Raw genomic sequence first — 15,213 nt, 5'->3', positions numbered from 1 at the left:
CTATTATTTAGTTTTTTCTATTACGTTTTGTGGATGAATCGGAATGCACTAACTACTGCCGTAGAATTGTCAGCTCTGCAATATTTAGCTATATTCGGAGTGCTAGTTTCAGCTAAAACGCTTGCAGTATCAATTTTAATTTCAGCCCAACCTGCATCTCTACCAAGCTTTGCGAACTCTGTACATGCAATCCCCTTAGGAACCTTGTTGTACTCGATGTAGTAGCCATTTTGCCCATGTTTTCCAACAGTAATAGTGTTTTTCCAAACATTGTAAACGTTCTTACCTTTCTTAGTGAATGATTTAGGGACCTGGTCTAACCAAGCTACATCTACTCCATCATAATTAAGGTCACCATCATAAAGGTTTTCGATACGCTGCCTTAGTTCAGTAATTTTGTCGAACTCCGACTTAGCTTGACTTGCTTTTTGCTGTTCAAAGAATCGAGGCAACAGAGTTGCTGAAAGAATCGCAATAACGACAAGCGCTACTGTTATTTCGATTATTGTAAAACCCTTTTTAGATTTGGGTTTGAGATTAATTGTGTTATTACGCATAGTTTTTCTTAAAATAGTAAGAACTTAAAATAACTTTTTCAAACAAAAAAACTAAATTAAGGTTATTTTATTTTGAATTTGATCGAAGGTAACTAATTCCTCCCTTGCTGCCTTAGAAGCCTCATCTGAAATAGATAACCAACCCTGATCAAGTCTTAAATTAGCCGCTAAGTCCGAAGGGCTTATATTCTCAGCAATCCATTTTTTCAATGCCTTAGATGTCTCAACAACTTCCGATAAAAGAATTGCCCCTACCGCGACTGAATCAATTCCATCCACTGGATCAATTAAGACATATTCATTTGGGGTTGGTGAACTTTTTAACACAGACCATTTTGAATAAGATCTATGCCTGTTAAAAGTCACTTTCGGTAGCCTCTTCCCGTGAACGCAAGGCAAAGTGTTGACAAACATAGAGGATAAAAACATAGAACTAAAAACATTGTTATCAAGAGTAGTTTGCGCATTATATATTGAATATGTAGAACCTACTCCAGACTCACAGTAAACTACAACTTTACCTTGAGTTGATAAATTAAGCGCCTCATGAATTGCAGTGAAACCAGAATATGATTCTATAAATATGTATCTATATGGTGATAACTCAATATAATTAAGCGCTTCTGTTAATGAATCAAAGCATATATCCAATACACATGTACTTCCATCAACACTATATTCTAAAGCTTTGAACTTATTTTTAACCTTAACCAACCTACAAACAGAACTCTTCATCTTTTTCTCTATACAATCGAGTAAAGCCGCGCTCAAAAGCAGAGATGGTGAGCCAACTAGAGATAAACCACCCCCGCTATTAGTAGCAGATAAGAATCTGTCCAGTTTCTCATTGAAAATTCCAAGGTGAAGCATGTCAGATAAATCTCTATATACTAGCGAAACATCACCTCTATTTCTGATCATATATTCTTTACCAAATACAGATAGAGACATGTCTTTCCCCGATACTTTACTAATATGCGACAAGGAGTTTTTGGTATGGATTACTTTTTCGACTCCTCTGTGGAGCACTTGGGCTGCGTTGGAGTTATGTGGCAGCAACATCCCCTCAATATCAGTACCTAAGAAACTAAATACACAACCTTCTACCTTTTTATCATTAAGTAGACGATTTTTGTATATTGGATCTCTCACCCTCTTCAGCGCTTCTTTAAATATGTCCATTTGACTTAGGTTTTTGGTTTCTTGGGAAAAATAAAGTGAAAACAAGGAACCACCACTTCTTAAAGTTAGCCATATCCATGAATTCAACCTTAAAGCCAACAATCATCCCTCTTTTCCACTTAAGGTTTGCTTCAAAATTAATTTTTTTTCCGATATCTGAAAAATCAGACATATCAATCTCAACACTAAAGGACTTAGAATTACTAAAAGATTCTGGGAATTCGCCATAGCTAGGAGAAAAAGACAATCCATCACAAGAAACATCCGCGACATAACCATGAAGCTCTGAGGTCTCGTTAAAAATTATCTTGCAAGGGATAGAGCAACCAACTCTAGGCATTGTTCGTTTAATATCCATGCTTTTCTAAAAAATATAGTAATTGAATCGGCTAAAATACAATAGACACGCCCAAAATTACATTCAATAATAAATTAATACTTAAGAATTAAAGTGAAAGCAATGAACACGAAATCTATAGAAGATATATTTCCAGATGTAGACATTGATGATAATCAATTTGTAGATGATTCAGACTCAATTGAAGATTATGAAGGTCAACAAGAGTTTCTCGATGCAGTTAAAAACACTGCTGAAAACAAACATAAAGATGCAGCCTCAAGGTATATGCTCGAAGCAGGTCGCACAAAACTTTTGACAAAAGGCCAAGAGATAATAATCAGCCAACAAATTGAGTTCACAAAGAACACTTCTTTAGCTTTTGTCCTCCTATTCAAGCCTGCACTTGATCTACTAATGGATGAACTAGAAAGGCAGAATAGACAAGTGAATTCTCATCCAAAGATTTCATGCTATAGCAAAAAGAAGACCGATGATGATGACCCTGAGCAAGAACAAGAGCCAGAGGACGAAGGTCTTGAGTTAGTGGCAGGGATTATTGAATCTATAGCGCAAACTGCACCAAAGTTAGTAAATATCCTTAACGCAGAAATTGTTGAGAAAATGGCTATATTTTTCAGAAGCCTAGATCCTGTCACTATATCTGAAAATAAAGAGAAACTTCTTGTTAAGCAAAAGCTGAAAAAAGGTGAGCCACAAGAATACTCTGCGCCTTACTCTTTCTACTCATTTAAATATGCTGACCTAAACGAGTTCAAAACTCTACCTCATGAAGCCAAATCGTACATTGAAGACATATTGCAACTAACAAAATTCAATGTTGATAACGATTACGTCAAGCAACTAATAAAGTCAGCAAAAGAAGTAAGTTATCAACTTTTTGGCTTAAAGAAAAAATATATGAGCCTTGAAAATGGCTCAAAGATGAGTCGAGATAAGCTTATTGGTCACTATTATGCCACAATTAATCAAGGCCAGCTAAGCACTCTATCTGTTCCAGACCATCACAGAAGCAAACTAGCTCTAATAAGCCTAGATATTGAAAAACTGGGAAAAGGAATTGGTATCTCACCAACCCTACTTGAGAAGGTTTGGAAAATTACATTCGACTATAGCAACAAAACGACGCAAAGCATAAACAAAATGTGTGAAGCTAATTTGCTACTTGTTATTCATGTAGCTAAAAAATACAGAAGTCCTACTGTAGAGTTCATGGATCTGGTTCAAGAGGGCAATATAGGTCTTCAAAGAGCAGTTGAGAAGTTCGATTACAGAATGGGCAACAAATTTAGCACTTACGCTACTTGGTGGATTAGGCAAGCAATTACGCGAGCAATGCATGATCAGGCTACACAGATTAGAATTCCGGCTCATATGCAGGAATTAATCAAGAAAATTGATAAGTTCACTAAGGCATATACATCAGCTAAAAGTAGGCCACCTACAGAACTAGAGGCTGCAGAAAATCTAAATGTAGATGTTGAGAAAGTCAAACTAGCCATTAGCTCAAAAAGAGATCCTATTAGCTTACATGTTGCCCCGTCATCGAGCAATAATGATGAATCTAATGCATCGCTTTTATCACTAATTGAATATGATGATGAAGGTACTGTGGGTTGCTGCCCAAGCACAAACTACGAACTTGAAGAAAGAAGAAGAGTCTTGTTGCAGCTTCTAAAAAACCTTCCTGAGAGGGATGCAGTGATACTTATGATGAGACATGGGTTTGGCGTTTCTCATGAGCACACTCTGGAGGAAGCTGGTAAACAGTTTAAGGTTACCAGAGAAAGGATTAGACAACTTGAAAAGAAAGGTTGTGAAAAGCTTTCAGAGGTCACCAAAGACGAAAAGCTAACTGACTACCTGTAGCCTTAAAACTAAAGCAACGCCAATATTGGCGTTGCTTGATATTTTCAACTATTATAATCGCCACTCAATGCATTCTAAAGCTTGTGCTGAAGCATGAACAACCTCAGATCTATTAGTGGATTTTGAGCACCAAGACATCGCCTCCCTTAGATGGTATACAACAATAGCCTCTATGGCACTAGAGTTACCTTTATCCGCTAAGGCGTGTAACAGTGATAACCCCTTAACAGAGTCCCTCTCCAAGATTGTCCCAAAAACACCCTCCGTCCCATTCAGGTAAATTGTTCCAAGTAACAATGAGCTTTGTTCGCAACCGAGTTCAGATGCAATTAAATAGAACCTTGCTGCTTCAGCAAGATCTTTTGACACAACCTCTCCTTCTTTGAATAAGCCTCCAACATACTTAGCCGCTACAGCCCTCTTTCTTTCGGAAACCTCCAGCTCAGTATTTACAGAGATATCCCTAAACCATTGTTCACTTTTAGTCTTATCCTCAGGGTAACCCAAGTCTCCGTGATGATAGGCAATTGCCACGAAGAACATAGCCTCAGGGCAACGCTGCTTGGTAATCATTTGACTTAGTCGTTCCCTGCCAGCAACAGCATTCTGCTCAACCTTGTATCCTGAAACCTGAAGGTAACAGTAGGCAACGATGGCTTCTTTGTTTTTATCCTTTGCTGCTGACTTAATTTCTTTCACTATCAAGTCAATTTTTTCTTTTGCTTCCCTTGGGTTTTTTATCGTTTTGGCGATCACGAGTTTATCCAAAAAGGAGTTACAGTATTTTTCCATCTTTAACTCTTGCTATATTTTCAAGATGCGCCTGACAGAACTTCTTCCCATTTTGCGCAGAATATTCGTAAACATCTAAGCCATCTTTATTTTTTAAATTTATATCATATCCCTTCGAAATTGCCAAAAGCAGCATAAGATAATTGTCATTCGCACAAAATATATGACCTAGAGTATCGCCGTTTTGGTAATCCAAAACCTCATTAACATTAGCACCATTGGAAACAAGCTCGCTGAACATTAATGCTGATAGATCAACGTCTTTTATCATTGAGATAGCAGACAAAGGAGTAATCCCGCCAACCATTTCATAATTTAAGTTATAGTCATTGTGCTCACTCAAAAATCTCTTTACTTGAGTCAATGAGCCATTAGCTACAGCTTTGATGAACTGGGCATCTGAACCTTTGTCACTAAAAACACTCTCATACTTATAATCATTTACCTTCTTGTAATGCCTGATAAACTCCTTTTTAGCTAAAACGTACTCAATTGGCTTCACCTTATACTTCTTAGCATAATCTAAAGCAGTTCGACCAAAATTATCCTTTATGTGCGGATTAAATGATGATTCAAGTATATGGGCATTTATCCTATCCAAGCTATCACCGTACCTCCATGTGGATAATTCAACCATAAGCTTAGTTCTACCCGCGCTATCTGTTTCATTAACAGATGCTTGAACAACTGATGGCAACATTAGGCTTATTAAGCCAATCAGTATATTTGCTTTTATTTTCATAAACTATTTTTCCATTTGATAACTTCACTAATTCCATATTGTTCGATTAACTGATCTAACTTACTGAATACTGCGTAATGCATAGAGCAATACGGATCTTTGTTTTGATAACCACCCCCTAAATCAACTGAATATGCCATACAGCCACCTTTACAGCTAACAAAGTGTTCACAGCTAGAGCATGTTATAGATATATTTGATTCACGGAATTGTGAAATTTCTATGGGTTTGGTGTCAAATTCTGACTCAATTAGGTTACCCAACCTCAAACTTTTAAGGTCAGCCATTTCTTGGCAAAAATAAAAATCACCATTTGGCTCGATACTCACACCTTGCTTATGACAACTATTCGTAAAGTTACAAGACTCAAAGCAGCCGAGGGTAGTATCACCTAATTGAGACAACTTACGATTTAACATGTATAGAAAGGGGTCTAAAGGAACGGGTGACTGCATAAACCACTGTTCCAGAATATTTAAATACAAATCAGTTGCTTTCTCTAATCCGTTTAGAAAATCAAAATAAGAGTCCCCTTTATAGCTCTGTCTGGCCATAATTAACTTCAGAGGGTACTTATTCTCTTTAGCAAGATCGACTTCTTTTAGTACATTTTGAAAACCCTCATCAGAAACTACATAACAAGCTCCAAGGCTTTTATTTTTATGTGACCTCAAATGACTTATATTCTTATCAAATGTATCCTTATATAGCTTCCCACTTCCCTTAAATCGTCTTGCGTCAGTGAAATTATCAACACTTGTTCCTAGGTTTCCATTAAATAATTCATAAACTTCATCTAGTTTATGCGTGCTCATTATCAAATTCGTTTGCATCCCTATTAACACACCCTGAAAATCTGACAGTGCTCCTTCAACAAGAAGTTTTGCTTGACGCAGGTAATTAATATTTAAAGTAGTAAGCTCACCTCCTAAAAAACACACAGTCACCTCAGTTGAGCTTGGCGATAGACCTATATTTTTCATATAAATTTTGAGCGAATTCAATGATTCGCTCAGGTCTAATAAAGATAGGTACTCAGTTGATTTTGTATTGGTGCTACAGTAATCACATTCAGCATTACACCTGTTTGTGAGCCTTAGCATTATGCAGAAATTATCCATTTCCTGATATCTTACCTTCTACTGAGTTTGAGGTTACATAAGCCATCAATTTTACTGACTCTTCAAATTTCTCCCTTCCCCCTAAGTGATCATAAACAGCATCAGCCAAAGATGACTTAATGTCATCAACCCAATCAAGTGGAAGCACATTTTTAAAGGTGTTTTTCGTGTATAGATCTTTGGGTTCTAAAGCTGTTATTCCACTGAGAACATTCGCAGCCATATACTCAAGGTAATTGCACACTGGGAATAGATAAGGGGCACTTCCTCGGAATTTTAGCAAAGCAACAGCAGCCTCATTAAGTACTTTTTTATAATTACTTAATTCATCGGGTGTAAAATCAGCCGGAGGAATCAAAGATATTCCCACCTGTAAGTTACCACAAACAAGGATGAGCCTAGACACCATTTCAGGCTCCAAATCATTGAACTCAACAATTGTATAAACACCCTTTGGTTTACATTTAATAGTCCAAGTTACTAACTTGGTGACAAATTCTGGACACAAAGCGCCCAACTTCAACTCTGCTTTAACCGATACCTCCTTTAAGTTATCAGGGATAGTATCCGGCATTTTATCTAGGACTAGACCGTGAAGGCACTCTTCTTCGGACTTCTCAATTTCTGAAATATTCATAGTATTTATCTTGTTTTTAATATATTAAAAATATTATCTCGCAATGTAAAAGCGCCATTACACTCACCGCTCGAATCTACCTTTGTGTTAGCAATACATCCAGTGTTACATATTGGTGTGAAGCTACACCCATCGCAACTGAGTACCCTTTCGTTTCGTATATCCCTTAACTGGTCTGGAGATATTAGGTTTACTATCGTGGTTGCTGAAGAATTATCTACTTCTGAATTGATTGCCGTACAACCAAACTTATACCCATTAGAGTCAATAGTATGAAATCTTGTATCGCACACACCTGATGTACACCCCCGTAAATCCAGTTCTTCTCCCGATACCATCGCTTTAATATCAGATTCGTAATCACTCAAAGGAGAGATCCCATCGAACCAACTTTTAACCCCACCCATCCAGTTAATAGAATAAATGTATATCAGGCTCAGAAGTTCGCTATATTGCTTATTATTCAAACCAACAGAATCCCAATTTAACCTAGCGTTACCCGTTTTCGTTATCTTCTCCAAATGAACACTTTTTGGCTTTATCATCTCAATGAAATTAAAAAATGCAGAAGGGTCACTCATCACCCATTCATTAAATGGCCTTGACGTGGTTATTGTAAGGTCAAACTCAATCCCATCCTCCCTCAATTTAGACACTTGTCGCAAAAACATATCATCGAATGACTCGCCTCTTGCATGCCGAATCTTATAATCCCATGACACACCAATTCTGGAGTCAAAATATCTTTTGTATATATCACCCCACTCTACAGTGTAATTTGCTAAATTCGTTTGTATGCCATGCATCACCTTCTTGTCTTTCATTTCTGTTTCCAAATAAGATAAGACCTTCTCAAATCGACTTGAACCGAAAAGAGTTGGCTCACCGCCGTGCCACTGCAAAATAATCTTGTCTCCTTTTTTTGTGAACCCAGATACAATTTCTGGAATGTTCTTGCAGTCTTCTATCGACATCTTTTTCGGATTTGCAGGAATAAAGCAATGGTCGCAATTCATATTACAGGCTTCTGTGAGCCTGACATAAACTAAGTGATCGAATTTATTTGAATCATTAACGTTCTTCATACTCACCTGAAAAATAATATTTTATAACTTTCTCTTCTGTATTTAGTAATAATTTTACATGGTTCAAAAACCTACTGTACCCAGAGCACTCCCCCTCTAGCTCCCAAGAATTTATAGTTATTGGACACCCTGATTTACACCAATTAAAGTATTCACATGAATAGCAATGGTCTTTCGGGTGCAATAACTTATGATTTGAGATTGCCTGTATTCTTTTATCAGAGTTTACGAACCCATTCCCATCTGTGTAGGTACTTTCTTCAGAAATTTTATCAGGACATGTATTTGTTACACCGTCAGGGTTTACGACTATATAATCCTCTAAGCAACTTACACCCCATCTATCACCAGAGTTACCATTTAGAACCCCGCCAATAGCAGAGACCAAAGTGGAACACACAGCAACTCTCTTTCCATCCTTAATACGTTCTAATGAAGCCTCAAGAAGATTTCTTAGAAATAAAGAGTGTTCTTTGTTACTCGGCCTATTTGGGTCTATTCCTTCACCAAATGAATTGTACCTATCAATTGAAAATCCACTTATATTATGATCACTAAACCAGTCGAGCAATAATCCTTCATTGCCAATATCAGATACCGAAGGACAAACATTGCCAGAAATAGTAATACCCATTTCTTGCGCAAGCCTTATTCTTTTAGTTAATACTGAATCATACCTAATGGCATCCCCATTTATACTCCTTGAAGCAGGATCGACACTAACTCCGATGCTTGAATTGAAGTACCTTTTAATAATTCTCCCCCATTCTTCGTCGAAGTTAATTAAAGCCGTTTGCATTCCATGAGAAACCTTTACCCCATGAGAGAAGAAGTAGTTTTCTGCCTGAACCAATCTTTTTTCAAATACTTTTTTGTCAAATTGTAAAGGCTCTCCACCATGCCACAGTATTAGAACTTCATTATCAAGTTGCGTATCGCAAAGTTCTTTTATGTGCTTAAGTGTTTCGTTGAATATTTGGTCTTCCATCATGGTTTGATTTCCCCTAACCGACTCAGGAAGATAACAGTGACTACAACCCATGTTGCAGAAGTTAGAAAGTTTTATGTAAGCAGAAATCATTATGACCTATGTAAAAAAAAGTGTGACGCAAAAAGCGCCACTGTATTATTATTATCTCCAGCCTCTAGAGCTATGATTTCCATGGCAATTCCCGTGGCAATTCCCATGACACGATACATGAGTTGTTCGCGAACTAGCGGTAATAGTTTTTCCGTTAGCTGCATCCTGAGTACCATTGCTGTAATCCTCAAATAAGGTATCATCTTTACCTGAGCTTTGAACTGATGCGTATATATCAATAAGACGGACGTCTTCTTTGTATATATTACTTACCAATTGAGAGAAGTTATTATCAATAACCTCTCTAACTAAAGGTGTCTTTAAAAAAGCCTGAGCATCCTTCATACCATCATCACTTACGCCAGAAATGTCTATTGAAGAAATGTCGATTTTATCGATGTTTGCCATTGCTCCAATTGTAGCAGCAGCTACCACCACATTCAGTACATGATTCATATAATAGTTTTGTTTAAATTTAATTTTATTAGCACTCAATATCAAGTTACTTTCGTGCAATAAATAAATTTTAGTAAATTATTTCCTTAAATCACAAATTCAAGTCGGTGCCAGCCTTTTTTATTAATTCCTCAGACCTACCAAGTTCATCAAGTTGCTTTATTCTTCCGAATAAAATTTTATTTGTTGCACAGTAAGGGTATCTCCCATTTCCTACTTTTTTGTTTAACTGACTCAGGGCACCACATCCGCCACGACAAGCATAATAAAACTCACATTGAGCACACTCTGGGTCAATCTGGTGCATCCTTAGCGTTAGTTCCTTTAAAGGGTCGCTTGACAGTATAGATTCCATACTATCGTCATCTAGATTTCCATACTTGAAATCAAACCCAGTGTAATGAACTATATCATCGCAATTATACACATCCCCATTAGGCTCTATGTTTAAAAAAGTACCAGCACACTTGTTCGTCCAAGGGCAAGTCGTGTTTTGCCCACTATTGAAATAAAACCTTATGAATGCATCAATAGGTGTTATAGCAAAATTAGCATCAGGATCGTCAAGCCATTTATCAAGTAACTCCACCAGCATATTACCGTATACAACTGGATCTAGCTGAAAAGCTTGACTGAAACCGACACCTTCTTTCACTACTTTAGGGTTGATTCTGAAATCCAAGCCAACACCATACCTCTCCTCGTACTTTTTCGATAGTTCATACATTGAGAACGCAAGGTTGATGTTACTATCATCAAATACGCCAATCACAAATGGACTAATTTGGTTTTCCATCAGAGAATTCAAAGAACCAAAAAAACGCTGATTATACTTGTCTGCATCTCCGCCAATCGTCCTAGATACCTCATCAATATCATAACTTGTAGATATTCGACGATTAATATCTTCTTTTATATATGAAAGCCACTTATCCTCAGAAAACATTGTCAAATTGCTTTGCATTGAGAATTTAATATCCAGTCCACTTTTCTTTGCATAACTCTCTGCCTCTCTGTAAAAATCGACCCCCATTAGCATCGGCTCACCGCCGTGCCATATCCACTGAACAGGCTCTTGAAGGTATGGCTCCACTTTATCGAAATATGCTTTAAATCGCCCTATTGTCCACCTATCCTTATCATAAGGTTTTGCAAAACAATATGAGCAATCAGCGTTACATGCCTTTGTAGGTTTAGCCAATACAACCGAAATTCTTCTAACTGGTGCCTCATTGGGTGTAAATTCTTTAACCATGCCCGTTGAGGCGTCAAACATATTTATTAGCATTTTATATTTCCCTTAATTTTATAGGCTCATTATTTATCAGCTTAGTTTGTTGGGCGTAAAGCTCACTTCCTAGTAAATCAATTTTTTGCTGCTTGATTGTTTTTGCGGCAGCCTGCGTATCAGCCAGAAATTGAACCTTTAACTGTCCTGCAACCCACTCTTGGTGCAGACACAACCTAAAACCATTTTGAAGTAATGAGTAAGCCTCATTAATACTCATTTCTTCGGTTGAGTAAGAAATCAGTCGTTGTAGTGCCGAAATTACAGAATCTCCATGTATTGTAGCAACCACCAATCTTCCATCTAGGGATGCTCTCAATGCAAGTGACGCCGATTTTGAATCCCTGATTTCGCCAATAAACATTATTCCGGCTTTATCTGCGGGATAGCATCGTAAAGCTAGTCGGCCTGCTTCTAGAAAGTCTTCCTTTGTTTCTATTTCATATTGAACACACAACCCATTACCAATTCGCCCATGCATTGGTAGTTCGGCAGGGTCTTCTATTGTTAGCAAGACTCCACCGAACAACTCTACTCTTGCCTTAGCTATGGCTGCGCAAGTTGTCGTTTTACCGCTACCTACAGCACCAACAACCAAGATTAGGCCACCCTTACAGAGCCTTTCATTTAGAGTCCAGTTTTTAACTTGTGGAGGTAAACCTAATTTGCTTAGTGATATTAATTGCCTAGGCTGAGCGCGGCACTCAGCCATAGTCCCATCAACACTTTTTATCATCGTTACACGATAAAGCCTCTTAAGGTAAGCAATCCTGAAACTCAACTGCTTAGTTTCTTCGTGCTTTTTCTTTATGATGTCAGCCATCTTCTTAATGTGAGGTGCGCTATCCGCATTTACATCAACAGTTTGTCGAATCCTCTTAAAAAACATATAGCTTTTTGTTTCTGGCTCTTTTAGATGTATATAAATATCAGAGAAGTCTAATACTTCACTTTCACTTATAACTGCCTTAGGTTGATTCATCTTTTTTTTAACAAGATTAAAACTAATGTTAAAGAAAAGGCAAATCAAAAAAAGGTTCCAAAAGGAGCCTATTCTGTATGGTATTGGAATTTAAGGTTAAGTGATTGAACCAACAATTTCATAGAATGCACCCATGGCAAACATTACAACCATCAGACAGCCACCAATCATCAACTTACCGATAACCCCAAGTTTTGCTGGCAGCGATTCTAGAACTTCCTCCATCGTTTCAGTTGCAACCTCTTCAAGAGCCTCCTCAAGCGAGTCACCTTGCGCCATATCTGATAAGTCTTTACCATTCTCACCTAAGAAGGGGTTAATGAAACACTCACTCAACTCACCCCCGCTTGATACCTTATCCCTCATCTCAGCCACTCGGTTACCAACATACTTAGGGCTGTTTTGAATAATTAGCTCTAACGCATCTTTAATTCTAACACCCGATGATAACAGCGTAGCCAATGATCTCAAGAATATAGAAGCTTGCAAAACCCTGTAAATCCCAAAGAATGGTGCGTATTTATCTAGAGCGTTACGTATCTCTGGTCTCCCCCTAACATCGAAGTTAGGAATTGCCCAAGCCATTAATGCAACAAACGCAATAGCTATTAATACTGTCTTTATAGGCTCAGCACCAAATACCTCAGTCATGGCAAGCAACTGCAATGGAGTTTCTCCCCACTCCTCTACAGGCTGCACCTCCTTAAGTAGAGGTATACCCTTTTGGTATGCACCAACCAAAACCCCAAGAAGAAGCGTAGATGCAAAGGCAGGTAAAAATGAAGCTTTCTTGATTGTTTTCTTAATTAATGAAATCTGTTTATCCAATGTAACACATTGTTCTAGAGCTTCAGCTATTTTACCCGTTTCCTCACCTGTTCTTATCAGAACCAATTGCTCAGGAGGTAGCCATCCGACGAAACAATCTGAAAGTGGGCGACCTCTACCTAGTACTTCACTACCATTTTTCAGGAACGCATAAACAGGATCTATTTTGTAAAATGCATCATCACTATTCTCAAATGATTCAGCCAAATCTTTAAAACAGTCGAGAGCCTTTCTACCAACCCTCATACGTGATCCCAACTTCTTCAAAACCTTCGCTTTCTTTTTATTTGAAGCGAATCGGGACTGCATAAATTTTATATACATTTTAGTTTGTTATTTTTAGACTGAGATTGAATCGAGCAAATCCAAGTGAGATTCGATGTCCACAGGATCAACTAACCCAAGTCTCATTTTTACGATGGCATCCTCAAGCGCAAAACGACCACCTTTATTTTTCCTCCAATAAGATGTTAAAGCCTGCTCATCATTCTTCGCGACCATATCAAGCATTCCAATATCGAAGTTGATACCTTCACTTACAGGTATCCTACCGATAATTCCGCTATGCTTGCACGCTTTGCACCCAGCGCCCCTGAAGAGAATTTTGTCATTACCAATGTCAGAAACTTTCTTAATCCTTTCAAGTAATCTCTCTGCCTTATCTTTGTTGTTAAACATCATATACGAACTAGCAACAGTGTCTGCTTGTTCACAATTAATAACTCTTGAGTCCTGAAGATACCTAACGAAAGAGACTTTTGAGTTTGATTCTGCGTATCTACCAAACCACACGTCTGCCGAATCTTGATTAAGAATTTTTAACGAAGTAAGAAAATCTTTCTCAGTTAGCCTGAACGGGATAGCGTTCCCCTTTAAAGGTTTTGCACAATGAGGGCAAACCTTCGCGAGAAGCTTTTGATAAAACAGACCAGATAAAAAGTTTTGAGAAGCCATGATATCACGACTCAGTCCCAATGCCTCTAATCGGCTTATAGTTGCTATACAGGAAGATGCATGGACAGTTGAGTAAACTGGGTGGCCTGATTGCACCGCTGATCTCATCAAGTCACAACTTTGTTGGTCACGGATTTCCCCAACCATGAGCACGTCTGGATCTTGGCGCATAGCTGTGCGTACAGCAGCATCGAAGCTTTTTTTAGCGTCACCATTTTTGTCGCGGACAACACTTATTTGAGTTGCATTTGGTATAAAGTACTCGACAGGGTCTTCGACAGTAATAACCTTTATCTGTACTTTCTCTTGAAGAATCTTGGTCATCAGTAGGTTTTGCAGAGTCGTGGACTTACCACTACCTGTCGTGCCAGCAATAATAATTACACCTGATGGTTTGTTTGTGGCTACCTCTATCCTCTTAATTTCACAATCCGAGTAACCTAAAGTCCCTAATGACTGTGGCTTAGTTGCATTCTGAATCTTCAGAAGGCGTATAACCATATCAAAACCATCTGGCTGCACAGGAGATGTAGCAACACGACCTCTAAGTCTCATTGTCCCAAGGTCTTTATCTATAAGACCATCTTGTACGTTATTGGGGTCAAAAACCTCAGCACCTACAGTCACAAGTACGTTATAGATCGTATTACCGAGACTTTTACCCTCATGAGGCGTGAGCTTAGTTAGTTCTGAGATACTGCCATTAATTCTTCGGCGGATTTTAGCTTCATCATGACGTACCTCTAAGTGTAAGTCTGAGGCATTATCCTTAAGGCATTGCTCTATGAGGGCTGTAGCCTCTTTAACATTATCTAGCTCAGATACGGCGTCATTCTTTTTCTCATCTTTGATGTTTACCTTGTTGCTCTTAACCCTTTCAGCCCACTCAAGGTATATCTTCTTTAAAACCGCTGGATGATCTAGTGGCTGAACCTTACGAACAAGTTTGTATTTTGATGAAACCTCCGCAACAAGCAGTCTTCCCTGCTCTGAGGCAAGAAATTTTTTATAGCCTAAGAAGTAAAGAACGCTTTGGTTCCCTTCATCACCCTCTACATTCGCGTTAATAATAGCGACGTACTGCTGATGTCGCTTCGGAATCTTTACATGCTGGGTGTCTCCTTTGTCTACACCAATCAATGTCCAGTCACTTCCTAAGTCACTGACATTTCTAATATCTGGGAATTGCCCTGCCATTGTTATTATTTATTTTTTTACAAGTAGCGATTACGCTTACATAACATCTGCTTAACTGACAACAAGTTTTCAATCAAAAAAAGC

General features: G+C 38.1%; 15 protein-coding genes. 1 reads left to right on the top strand and 14 read right to left on the bottom strand.

Annotated features, from left to right (window positions below):
- Positions 1-20: 20 nt before the first annotated feature.
- From KO511_RS05030 to KO511_RS05020, 3 genes are read right to left on the bottom strand one after another with little or no spacing between them, the layout of a single operon-like run.
- Entirely contained in the window at positions 21-557 is a 537-nt protein-coding gene (locus tag KO511_RS05030) for a type 4 pilus major pilin (RefSeq protein ID WP_215986383.1), read from the bottom strand.
- A 51-nt stretch (positions 558-608) separates the two neighbouring features.
- Positions 609-1,739: a hypothetical protein gene (locus KO511_RS05025; RefSeq protein WP_215986382.1), complete on the bottom strand. Its 1,131-nt coding sequence runs from the start codon at positions 1,737-1,739 to the stop codon at positions 609-611.
- On the bottom strand, positions 1,726-2,097 hold the full coding sequence (locus KO511_RS05020) for a PilZ domain-containing protein (RefSeq protein WP_215986381.1): 372 nt from the start codon (positions 2,095-2,097) through the stop codon (positions 1,726-1,728). Before KO511_RS05020 ends, KO511_RS05025 begins: the two co-directional genes overlap by 14 nt.
- 102 nt (positions 2,098-2,199) lie before the next feature.
- Between KO511_RS05020 and KO511_RS05015 the strand changes: the two genes are divergently transcribed.
- Positions 2,200-3,966: a sigma-70 family RNA polymerase sigma factor gene (locus KO511_RS05015; protein ID WP_215986380.1), complete on the top strand. Its 1,767-nt coding sequence runs from the start codon at positions 2,200-2,202 to the stop codon at positions 3,964-3,966.
- A 51-nt stretch (positions 3,967-4,017) separates the two neighbouring features.
- Here KO511_RS05015 and KO511_RS05010 read toward each other — a convergent pair whose 3' ends face one another.
- The 11 genes from KO511_RS05010 to KO511_RS04960 form a co-directional block, all read right to left on the bottom strand.
- The gene (locus KO511_RS05010; protein WP_215986379.1) at positions 4,018-4,758 is read right to left on the bottom strand and encodes a tetratricopeptide repeat protein; all 741 of its coding nucleotides are present in this window, start codon (positions 4,756-4,758) and stop codon (positions 4,018-4,020) included.
- Positions 4,742-5,500 carry a hypothetical protein gene (locus tag KO511_RS05005; RefSeq protein ID WP_215986378.1) on the bottom strand — a complete coding sequence of 253 codons (759 nt, stop codon included), beginning with the start codon at positions 5,498-5,500 and terminating at the stop codon, positions 4,742-4,744. Before KO511_RS05005 ends, KO511_RS05010 begins: the two co-directional genes overlap by 17 nt.
- Complete coding sequence (locus tag KO511_RS05000; protein WP_215986377.1) at positions 5,497-6,504, bottom strand: SPASM domain-containing protein; 1,008 nt, start codon at positions 6,502-6,504, stop codon at positions 5,497-5,499. The genes KO511_RS05005 and KO511_RS05000 overlap by 4 nt, the downstream gene beginning before the upstream one ends.
- A gap of 109 nt (positions 6,505-6,613) precedes the next feature.
- Positions 6,614-7,258: a hypothetical protein gene (locus KO511_RS04995; protein ID WP_215986376.1), complete on the bottom strand. Its 645-nt coding sequence runs from the start codon at positions 7,256-7,258 to the stop codon at positions 6,614-6,616.
- A 5-nt stretch (positions 7,259-7,263) separates the two neighbouring features.
- Positions 7,264-8,343, bottom strand: a complete 1,080-nt coding sequence (locus KO511_RS04990) for a radical SAM protein (protein WP_215986375.1) — start codon at positions 8,341-8,343, stop codon at positions 7,264-7,266.
- Positions 8,330-9,424 carry a radical SAM/SPASM domain-containing protein gene (locus tag KO511_RS04985; RefSeq protein ID WP_215986374.1) on the bottom strand — a complete coding sequence of 365 codons (1,095 nt, stop codon included), beginning with the start codon at positions 9,422-9,424 and terminating at the stop codon, positions 8,330-8,332. Before KO511_RS04985 ends, KO511_RS04990 begins: the two co-directional genes overlap by 14 nt.
- A 51-nt stretch (positions 9,425-9,475) precedes the next feature.
- On the bottom strand, positions 9,476-9,880 hold the full coding sequence (locus KO511_RS04980; RefSeq protein WP_215986373.1) for a hypothetical protein: 405 nt from the start codon (positions 9,878-9,880) through the stop codon (positions 9,476-9,478).
- 91 nt (positions 9,881-9,971) lie between these two features.
- Positions 9,972-11,168, bottom strand: a complete 1,197-nt coding sequence (locus KO511_RS04975) for a radical SAM protein (protein ID WP_215986372.1) — start codon at positions 11,166-11,168, stop codon at positions 9,972-9,974.
- Between the two features lies 1 nt (position 11,169).
- Positions 11,170-12,150, bottom strand: coding sequence for an ATPase, T2SS/T4P/T4SS family (locus tag KO511_RS04970; RefSeq protein ID WP_215986371.1), 981 nt, complete (start codon positions 12,148-12,150; stop codon positions 11,170-11,172).
- Between the two features lie 96 nt (positions 12,151-12,246).
- The gene (locus KO511_RS04965; RefSeq protein WP_215986370.1) at positions 12,247-13,224 is read right to left on the bottom strand and encodes a type II secretion system F family protein; all 978 of its coding nucleotides are present in this window, start codon (positions 13,222-13,224) and stop codon (positions 12,247-12,249) included.
- Between the two features lie 93 nt (positions 13,225-13,317).
- Positions 13,318-15,129 carry a GspE/PulE family protein gene (locus tag KO511_RS04960; protein WP_215986369.1) on the bottom strand — a complete coding sequence of 604 codons (1,812 nt, stop codon included), beginning with the start codon at positions 15,127-15,129 and terminating at the stop codon, positions 13,318-13,320.
- Between the last annotated feature and the right edge of the window lie 84 nt (positions 15,130-15,213).

Origin of the sequence: Vibrio hepatarius, from assembly GCF_018860525.1 — a bacterium.
Lineage (GTDB): Bacteria > Pseudomonadota > Gammaproteobacteria > Enterobacterales > Vibrionaceae > Vibrio > Vibrio hepatarius_B.
Note: the sequence above shows the minus strand (reverse complement) of the source record. Positions and strands in the feature narration are given on the sequence as shown.

Coding starts and splice junctions, on each gene's coding strand:
- KO511_RS05030 (WP_215986383.1), bottom strand. CDS start 557: ATGCGTAATAACACAATTAATCTCAAACCCAAATCTAAAAAGGGTTTT.
- KO511_RS05025 (WP_215986382.1), bottom strand. CDS start 1,739: ATGGACATATTTAAAGAAGCGCTGAAGAGGGTGAGAGATCCAATATAC.
- KO511_RS05020 (WP_215986381.1), bottom strand. CDS start 2,097: ATGGATATTAAACGAACAATGCCTAGAGTTGGTTGCTCTATCCCTTGC.
- KO511_RS05015 (WP_215986380.1), top strand. CDS start 2,200: ATGAACACGAAATCTATAGAAGATATATTTCCAGATGTAGACATTGAT.
- KO511_RS05010 (WP_215986379.1), bottom strand. CDS start 4,758: ATGGAAAAATACTGTAACTCCTTTTTGGATAAACTCGTGATCGCCAAA.
- KO511_RS05005 (WP_215986378.1), bottom strand. CDS start 5,500: ATGAAAATAAAAGCAAATATACTGATTGGCTTAATAAGCCTAATGTTG.
- KO511_RS04995 (WP_215986376.1), bottom strand. CDS start 7,258: ATGAATATTTCAGAAATTGAGAAGTCCGAAGAAGAGTGCCTTCACGGT.
- KO511_RS04990 (WP_215986375.1), bottom strand. CDS start 8,343: ATGAAGAACGTTAATGATTCAAATAAATTCGATCACTTAGTTTATGTC.
- KO511_RS04985 (WP_215986374.1), bottom strand. CDS start 9,424: ATGATTTCTGCTTACATAAAACTTTCTAACTTCTGCAACATGGGTTGT.
- KO511_RS04980 (WP_215986373.1), bottom strand. CDS start 9,880: ATGAATCATGTACTGAATGTGGTGGTAGCTGCTGCTACAATTGGAGCA.
- KO511_RS04975 (WP_215986372.1), bottom strand. CDS start 11,168: ATGCTAATAAATATGTTTGACGCCTCAACGGGCATGGTTAAAGAATTT.
- KO511_RS04970 (WP_215986371.1), bottom strand. CDS start 12,150: ATGAATCAACCTAAGGCAGTTATAAGTGAAAGTGAAGTATTAGACTTC.
- KO511_RS04965 (WP_215986370.1), bottom strand. CDS start 13,224: ATGAGGGTTGGTAGAAAGGCTCTCGACTGTTTTAAAGATTTGGCTGAA.
- KO511_RS04960 (WP_215986369.1), bottom strand. CDS start 15,129: ATGGCAGGGCAATTCCCAGATATTAGAAATGTCAGTGACTTAGGAAGT.